This is a genomic window from Elusimicrobiota bacterium (assembly GCA_018816525.1).
In the GTDB taxonomy this organism is placed as follows: Bacteria; Elusimicrobiota; Endomicrobiia; order CG1-02-37-114; family XYA2-FULL-39-19; genus OXYB2-FULL-48-7.
The window spans coordinates 1-7,922 of record JAHIVV010000051.1; the positions used below are offsets into that span (position 1 = coordinate 1).

7 protein-coding genes and 1 tRNA gene are annotated in these 7,922 nt (G+C 41.6%); all 8 read right to left on the reverse strand.

The window, feature by feature from the left end:
• Positions 1-48 precede the first annotated feature (48 nt).
• The 8 genes from KKH91_04960 to purH all read right to left on the reverse strand — a co-directional run bounded on the left by KKH91_04960 (position 49) and on the right by purH (position 7,862).
• Positions 49-810 (reverse strand): SagB/ThcOx family dehydrogenase, encoded by a 762-nt coding sequence (locus KKH91_04960; protein MBU0952157.1) that lies wholly within the window; start codon positions 808-810, stop codon positions 49-51.
• Between the two features lie 4 nt (positions 811-814).
• Positions 815-1,390, reverse strand: a complete 576-nt coding sequence (locus tag KKH91_04965; protein MBU0952158.1) for a hypothetical protein — start codon at positions 1,388-1,390, stop codon at positions 815-817.
• A gap of 4 nt (positions 1,391-1,394) precedes the next feature.
• Positions 1,395-2,339, reverse strand: a complete 945-nt coding sequence (sppA, locus tag KKH91_04970) for a signal peptide peptidase SppA (GenBank protein ID MBU0952159.1) — start codon at positions 2,337-2,339, stop codon at positions 1,395-1,397.
• Positions 2,340-2,438: 99 nt separating this feature from the next.
• Positions 2,439-2,510 (reverse strand) — tRNA-Arg (locus KKH91_04975).
• Between the two features lie 10 nt (positions 2,511-2,520).
• Complete coding sequence (gene alaS, locus KKH91_04980; GenBank protein ID MBU0952160.1) at positions 2,521-5,148, reverse strand: alanine--tRNA ligase; 2,628 nt, start codon at positions 5,146-5,148, stop codon at positions 2,521-2,523.
• A 3-nt stretch (positions 5,149-5,151) separates the two neighbouring features.
• Positions 5,152-5,808 carry a histidinol phosphate phosphatase domain-containing protein gene (locus KKH91_04985; protein MBU0952161.1) on the reverse strand — a complete coding sequence of 219 codons (657 nt, stop codon included), beginning with the start codon at positions 5,806-5,808 and terminating at the stop codon, positions 5,152-5,154.
• 31 nt (positions 5,809-5,839) lie between these two features.
• Positions 5,840-6,229 carry a hypothetical protein gene (locus KKH91_04990; protein ID MBU0952162.1) on the reverse strand — a complete coding sequence of 130 codons (390 nt, stop codon included), beginning with the start codon at positions 6,227-6,229 and terminating at the stop codon, positions 5,840-5,842.
• Between the two features lie 58 nt (positions 6,230-6,287).
• A complete protein-coding gene (gene purH / locus KKH91_04995) occupies positions 6,288-7,862 on the reverse strand; it encodes a bifunctional phosphoribosylaminoimidazolecarboxamide formyltransferase/IMP cyclohydrolase (GenBank protein ID MBU0952163.1) in 1,575 nt (524 codons plus the stop codon).
• Between the last annotated feature and the right edge of the window lie 60 nt (positions 7,863-7,922).

Consider the following 7,922-nt stretch of genomic DNA (forward strand, 5'->3'; position numbering starts at 1 on the left):
AAATCAGGACATTTCCGATATCAAATATAAAAGTAGTAATTTTATTTTTCACTTTGGGTAACCAACCGGAATCACATATATCGGTTTCTGATCGGAGGGAAGGTTTAAAAGAAGTTTAATTTCGCTGTCGTTTAAAGTGCCAATACAGACTGAACCCAGCCCTAAGGACACCGCTTGAAGCGAAATATTTTCTGCAATATGGCCTGCCTCAATATCAGCAAACCTTACGGCTTTTTCCCCGTATTTCCAGGCAGTTCTTCCGTAGGCGACAGAAATAACTATGTTTATTCCGGCCTCAGCAACTGAACTTTGGCCCAGGCAGGCATTCGACAAGTTCTGCCTGATATCTGTTGAAGCTATTTTTCTCAGCTGATGAGCGTCCGGGACGTAATTAAAGACACCGCTGGAAGTGATTAGATATAATTCAGCCGGATAAATAGCGCCTGCTGAAGGAGCTGAACGGTGTTTATCTTTTAAGTCTGTTATTCCCTGAGCGGCCCATAAAATTTGCGAAATCTGTTCAATAGTTAGTTCCTTCTCTTGATATTGCCTGATAGAACGGCGTTTTGCAATACACTCTTCAACAGATAAAGTTCCCTTCAAAACAGGCGCAGGAAGCTGGAGAAAATCCGGAATAACCACACTTTGAGTGGTAGATAGTTTAAGAGTTTCCTGTTTTGCGGTAAAGGTTGATTTAATGACTTCATGTTTTATCGGAGTTTTTATGTCTTTTGTTTTTACTGATTGAGAAAAGGCAGGGTGAATTGTAAACAGAATCAAAATTGCAACTAAATAAGCGTTTTTTTTCATTTTTTTAGCTGAAAGACATCACCAGAATCATAATCCCCAGGATAGAAATAACTAAAAATACAGGAATAAATACTATCGGCGATATCAGTATGGTGATTGTTTGGCTGCCAGACAGTGAATAAGTGTTCTTAATGCTTATGAAAAAAAGAATAAGTATCCACAAACCGATAATTGACATCAATCCTGAGTACCATTCAACCGGTGAAGGTGAAAAGGCGGCGAAAATAGAACTGAATGGAAAAGCCAAAAACAGAGGGATAAAACACAACGCGCCTGCCGTTATGGCGGTTTTTATATTGCCTTCTTTATGGAACATACTGGATACAAAATGTATCCAGGCAAGATAAAGCACGAATATTGAAAGTAAAACAGCAAGCCAAAAAAGGAAATTGATATACAGAAGCGGCACTGAGTGAGAGCTGTCTGCTGACAACACCACCTGGTTAGCCAGGGCTTGCGTGAACACCGCAAGAATGAAAATAAATAGAGCGAAGCCCGGGAGATTGTTTTGCTTTAGCTTTTCAATGGTATTTTTTGGAGAAAGAATAAAATCCAGAGTCAACGATATATATTTTTCCATAAATTTATTCGAGCATGTATTCAAACCTGACTTTATTTTTTGAAACTAAATCCTGAAACGGTAGTTTGCTGTCAACTCCGCCGAACATTGACAAAACTCTTTCCCAGGGGTCATTTTCGGTTACTAACCTAACCTCACCCTTAATATTGGCAAGTTCTTTAGCCAACTCTATAGCAGTCTGATCGTTGCCGAGTTTATCAATAAGCCCTAAACTTAAAGCCTGCGAACCTATATAAATTCTGCCGTCTGCAAGCTGTAAAACTTTTTGCTTATCCATCTTTCTGCCCGCTACTATCGCGTCGACAAACTGGCTGTAGGCTTCATCAATCAGTGCCTGGAACATTTTTCTTTCTTCGAAGGTCATGGTTCTGAACATAGAACCGCTGTCTTTATGTTTGCCGGATTTTATGGTTTCCATTTTAACGCCGATTTTTCTGAATAATTCAGATGCATTACCTAATTCCATTATAACGCCGATCGAACCTGTCAACGTGCCGGGATCAGCCACTATTTTGTCGCAGGCGCTGGCAATATAATACCCCCCGCTGGCCGCCACGTCGCTCATAGAGGCGACAATAATTTTCTTTTTCTCTTTTCTTTGTTTCATTATCTCGGAATAGATTTCCTGCACCGCGGCAACGCTTCCCCCCGGTGAATTGATCCTGAGGATAACTGCTTTTATTTCAGGCCTGTCTCCGAAAGACCTTAATTTTTTTACAATAGTTTGCGCGTCGTAAGACATAAACCTGCTGGGTGACTGGCCCATCCGAATCGGTCCGACAACTTCAATAACTGCTATCGATTGTTTAGGAGTTGGATTTAAGCCGGCAAGCGTTTGCCTTGGTTTTTGAGTAATTAATGGTTTTTTGGTGAAGAGCATTGTTAACGAGGTCAGAAGGCTTATAAAATATAAGCCCAGTACAGCATAGACTATTGTGTTTTTTTTCACTTTGTGGGTTCCCCTTTTATTTTAAGCAGTCCTCTGAAATTCTCCGAGCGTAAGCTCGCGGGATATTTACCATATTTTTCTAATAGTTCAAAGTTAAAGTGCCTCCAGCGGGAGTCGAACCCACATCACCAGCTTCGGAGGCTGATGCTCTATCCATTGAACTATGGAGGCAATGATAATCTCAAATTTCAAATTTGAAATCTTTAAGCTTAGCTATTGCAGATTGAAGTTTCGAAAGATCTTTTCCGCCGCCCTGCGCGAAATCCTTTCTTCCTCCGGCAGAGCCGTCAATCAATTTTGCAAATTCCGCGGCTGGTTTTGACACGTCAATTCCCGATTCGATGACGTCTTTTGTAGCGCTTATGACAAAAGATATTTTGTCTTCGGCCGAGTTGATAACCATAACAACTGCGTTTACTTTATTTTTATCTTTTGCATTATCCAATATTGTGCGGAGGCTTTTTGCCTGCAAATTCGGGTCAGCAAGGTTTTGAACAATTAATCGTACATTATTTTTCAATTTAAATTCACTCTGGCCTGAGTTTGTATCAGCCGAGCCGGACTGGGTCCTGATTTTTTCGATTTCTTTTTCAAGCTGTTTTTCCTGCGATATAAGCTGGTCAACTCTTTTTTGCAATTCTTTTCTTGAAGCCTTAAGCTTTTGGCTTATGGCGGAAAGCACAAATTCATTATCTGAAACAAATTTCAACGCCATGGTTCCGCAAACGCCTTCTATCCTGCGCACGCCGCTTCCTACGGAGGTTTCACTTAATATTTTGAACAGGCCTATTTCGCCCGTATTTTTACAGTGGGTACCCCCGCAAAGCTCGGCGCTGTAAGCGGATTCAATATTGTCTCCTACAAAAACGCACCTGACATCTTCTTTATACTTTTCTCCGAACAATGCGGTCGCATTGAATTCTTTTGCCTTTTTTAGGGTAGTTATGCAGGTGTTTACATTGAGGCATTCCATAACTTTTTCATTAACTAGCTGCTCAATTCTTTCAAGTTCCCTGTCATCAATGGCTTTGAAATGCACAAAATCAAACCTGAAACGATCCGGGGCTACCATAGATCCTGATTGAGTAGCGTGTTCACCCAAAACTGTCCTTAATGCTTTATGAAGCAAATGAGTTGATGTGTGATGCCTCATGATATTTTTTCTGTTTTCGGTATTTACCTGAGCGTTTATTTTGTCGCCTACGGAAAAAGCGCCTTTTTCAACCTGGATTTTATGGATGATTACATTTTCGACAGGTTTTTTTGTATCTAATACATTTGCGGTTGAAAATGAACTTTTCAGGATTCCGGTATCCCCCACTTGCCCGCCGGATTCTGCGTAAAAAGGAGTAACATCAAGCACGATTTCAGCAAAATCTTTTTCATTTATTGTATTCGTTTCTTTGCCGTCTTTTATGATGTTTTTAATTATAGATTCAGAGGTTAAAGTTTCATAACCGGTGAATTTAGTTGTGTTTAATTTTTTATAAACGCCGGTATCTGCGACTGTAACGCCTTTCCAGGATGATTTGGCAATATCCCGGGCTGATTCCTGCGCGGATATGAAATCTTTTTCGTTAAAAGTAATTCCGTGCTCATCCAGGATTTCTTTTGTAAGCTCTTTCGGGAAACCGAAAGTGTCGTATAAATTGAAAACATCTTTGCCTGAAATTGCTTTGTCACCAGATTTCGATTTATCAATAAGGCCATTCAGCAAATTCAACCCTGTATCGAGCGTTTCAATAAATTTTTCTTCTTCCATTTTCGTGACAGCGGCTATGTTTTCTCTTCTCAACGGAAGTTCGCTGTAAGAGTCCTTCATCATTTCAATTACTTTGTTGCTCAGCTTATAAAGAAAGGGTTTATCGTAACCCAGCAGCTTCCCCTGCCTCAATGCCCTGCGGATAAGGCGCCTTAAAACATAACCCCTGCCTTCGTTTGAAGGTAATATCCCGTCGCTTATTAAAAACGTAATGGAACGGATATGATCGGAAATAATATTGAGTGAAGTATCAGTCTTTGGGTTTTTGCCGTATTTACAAGCGAATAATTTTTCAAGTTCCTGGATAACCGGAAAGAAAAGATCGGTTTCAAAGACTGTTTTTTTGTTGTTTACAGCTCTTGAAAGGCGTTCTAATCCCATGCCTGTGTCAATATTTTTAGCGGCCAGGGGCTTCAATTCGCCGGATTCACTGCGGTCGAACTGGGTAAACACCAGGTTCCAGATTTCCAGCCACCTGTCGCAGCTGCAGGCTGGCGAACAATCAGGTTTGCCGCAGCCCAGTTCTTTTCCGTTGTCAAAAAGTATTTCCGAACACGGCCCGCAAGGGCCTGCCGGGCCCATCGTCCAGAAGTTTGTATCGTCGCCGAGTTTATATATTCTTTCTTTTGAAACGATTTTTGACCAGAGTTCCAGAGCCTCGTTATCATCTTTATAAACTGTGATATAAAGTTTATTTTCAGGCAGTTTTGCCACCTTTGTTAGAAATTCCCAGCCCCAGGCAATAGCTTCTTTTTTAAAATAATCTCCGAAAGAAAAATTGCCCAGCATTTCAAAAAAACTTAAATGCCTTGCGGTATAGCCGATCTGGTCCAGATCGGAAGTCCTGAAACATTTCTGGCACGATACTGCGCGAGGCGGAGACATTTTGTCTTCGCCAAGAAAATATTTTTTAAATTGCACCATTCCGGCTGATGAAAATAACAATGTAGGGTCGCTTGACGGGATTAAAGAATCAGAGGAGATCACATGGTGGCCGTTTTTTTTGAAAAATTCCAAGAAAGCTTTTCTAAGTTCGTTGCTGGTCATGGATCAGTCTTTCGGGCAGAGCCCCTGGATGAGTTGCATTGCATTGGTCTGCATTTCAAGGAAGTCTTTCCAGGAGAGTTTCGCCAGTTTTAGTATTTGTTTAATGCCCTTTTCATCAATCAGATTATCCGGGTTATGCGTATCCGTTCCAAAAATCATTTTTGCGCCGTATTTCCTGGCAAGGGAAGCCACGTGCGCATCAGTTACACGGTGGCTTGTTTTTGCTGATATTTCAAGGAGCACATTTTTTTGTTTTGCTAATTGAACTTCGCTTTTGCTTATTTTTCCAGGGTGAGCCAGGATATCTGCGCCGGAAAGAATGCCGCTTAAATTTGTCCCGGGCGGTACGGTTTCAGCAACAGTCTCTCCGTGGACTATTACAACTTTTGCGCCAAGTTTTCGGCATATCCTTACTGCTTCAGCTATCTGTTGCGGTGGGACATATGTAATCTCTGCTCCGGGTATCACGAGTATTTTATAGTGCTTGGTTAATTGTCTGGCAATTGCGGCTATTTTCGGCACGACAAACTCAATTGTAGAAAAGTCTACATGGTCAGCGATACCGATGATGGTATATCCTTTCACTTTTGCCCTGTAAACGAGCTCAGAAGGAAGCAAACAGCCGTCAGAAAACAATGTATGCGTATGAAGATCAATCATGAAAAGATTATACTATAAAAATGGGCTGGTATCAAGTAAGGGTATTTTGAGTGTTGTTTTTCTTCTCTTTGGCTTTTATTTTATTCCAATTGGTGATGACTTGTTTAACTGAAGAGGCTTTGGTTTTGCCGAAAACATGCGGGTGGCGGCGTTTGAGTTTTTTTATGAGAATATCAATCACATCTTCAATATCAAACCTGTTTTCCTCGCTGGCTATCTGGGCGTGAAACATAACCTGCAAAAGCACATCCCCCAATTCTTCTTCCATGTGAGAATCATTGCCCGATTTAGCAGCTTCTATAAATTCAGCGGCTTCTTCTTTGAGGTATTTTAAAAGGGTTTTGTGGGTTTGTTTGCGGTCCCAGGGGCACTTTTTACGCAAAATCGTGAATATTTGTTTTAGTTCTTTGAATTTTGTCATTTTATCCCTAAACGCCACATAAGGCATGGAATTGTAGTTTATGGACTTCGCACCTTGCTCAGTGTTTGAAGTGCCGCATGCCGGTGAACACCATTGCAAGTTTGTGTTCATTGGCGGCGACAATTGATTGGTCATCGCGCATAGACCCGCCCGGTTGGATAATCGCTGTTACACCGAGTTTTGCGGCCATATCCACAACATCCCTGAACGGAAAGAATGCATCGCTGGCAAGAACCAGAGGCTGCTTTGATGCAGGTAATGAGCTAAGAGTTTCTTTTATATCATTCATTTTTGATGCAGCTATTTTTGTAGAATCTATGCGCGACATCTGTCCTGCGCCGACTCCCACAATCTGCGTGCCTTGAACCAGAATAATAGCATTAGATTTGACATCCTTCGCTATTTTCCAGGCAAATTTAAGGCTCTCAAGTTCTTCCTGTGTTGGTTGGCGCTCTGTAGCAGTTTTTAGGTTATCAAGCCCGATTGCAGTGTCCTTGTCCTGTACTAACATACCGCCGCAAATTGCCCTGTATTCCCTGATTTCAGCATAGGGGTTTTTTGCATTGGGCAATACCAAAATGCGCAGGTCTTTTCTGGCCATCAATACCTTCAAGGCAGATTCGGTATATTTTGGGGCTATTACACATTCCGTGAAAACTTTTATTATTTCTGTTGCAGTTTGTTCATCAACTTCTTTGTTGACGGCAATAATTCCGCCAAAAGCGCTTACCGGGTCGCAGACAAATGCATTTTTGTAAGCTTCCAGGATGGTTTTTGCTTCAGCAGCCCCGCAAGGGTTGCTGTGCTTTACGATAATACAGGCCGGATTTTCAAATTTCTGCGAGAGCATCCAGGCTGCATCGAGGTCAAGGTAATTGTTGTAAGATAATTCTTTGCCGTGAACTTGTTTGGCTTCCGTTATATTCGGCAGATCAGGAACTACAGCAGGCAAGCGGTAAAGAGCCGCTTTCTGGTGAGGGTTTTCCCCGTATCTGAGTTCGGCAAGTTTCTTGATCCCAATTCCTATTTTTTCAGGAAATTTCTCCAGAGATAAATAACTGCTTATCATTGCGTCGTAATAAGCGGTATGCCTGTAAGCTTTGGCCGCCAGGTTGCGGTTTAAATTAATATCTGTTTTTCCGCTTTTAATATGCTCGAGTACTGAAGTATAATCCGAAGGTTCGCAAACGATTAAGACATCCTGGAAATTTTTTCCTGCCCCGCGCAAAAGTGAAACCCCCCCGATGTCTATGTTCTCAATTATTTCTTCTGTGAGTTTGTGGTCAGCTGTGCCGTGTTTTGTTATTGTGTCTTCAAAAGGGTAGAGATTTACTACCACAATGTCTATCGGGTCAATTTTATATTCCTTCAATTGTTTTTGGTCTGACGGATTGGCCCTTCTGGCTAGAATCCCGCCGAAAATCTGCGGTTGAAGCGTTTTTACCCTGCCCCCGAGAATTTCTGGAAATCCCGTGACTTTTGAAATTTCCGTAACAGGGATTTTGTTTTCAGTTAAGATTTTTGCAGTGCCGCCCGTAGATATAATTTCGTAGCCCAGTTGACTGATTTCTTTTGCGAACTCTACAATGCCTGTTTTGTCAAACACGCTTATAAGTGCAGTTTTCTTAACCATGTTTTTCTCCTTCAGCCCGGCCATTTACTCAGGACGGGTCCTTTTCTATTTTTTTAAGCA

Coding starts and splice junctions, on each gene's coding strand:
- KKH91_04990 (MBU0952162.1), bottom strand. CDS start 6,229: ATGACAAAATTCAAAGAACTAAAACAAATATTCACGATTTTGCGTAAA.
- KKH91_04965 (MBU0952158.1), bottom strand. CDS start 1,390: ATGGAAAAATATATATCGTTGACTCTGGATTTTATTCTTTCTCCAAAA.
- KKH91_04960 (MBU0952157.1), bottom strand. CDS start 810: ATGAAAAAAAACGCTTATTTAGTTGCAATTTTGATTCTGTTTACAATT.
- purH (MBU0952163.1), bottom strand. CDS start 7,862: ATGGTTAAGAAAACTGCACTTATAAGCGTGTTTGACAAAACAGGCATT.
- alaS (MBU0952160.1), bottom strand. CDS start 5,148: ATGACCAGCAACGAACTTAGAAAAGCTTTCTTGGAATTTTTCAAAAAA.
- KKH91_04985 (MBU0952161.1), bottom strand. CDS start 5,808: ATGATTGATCTTCATACGCATACATTGTTTTCTGACGGCTGTTTGCTT.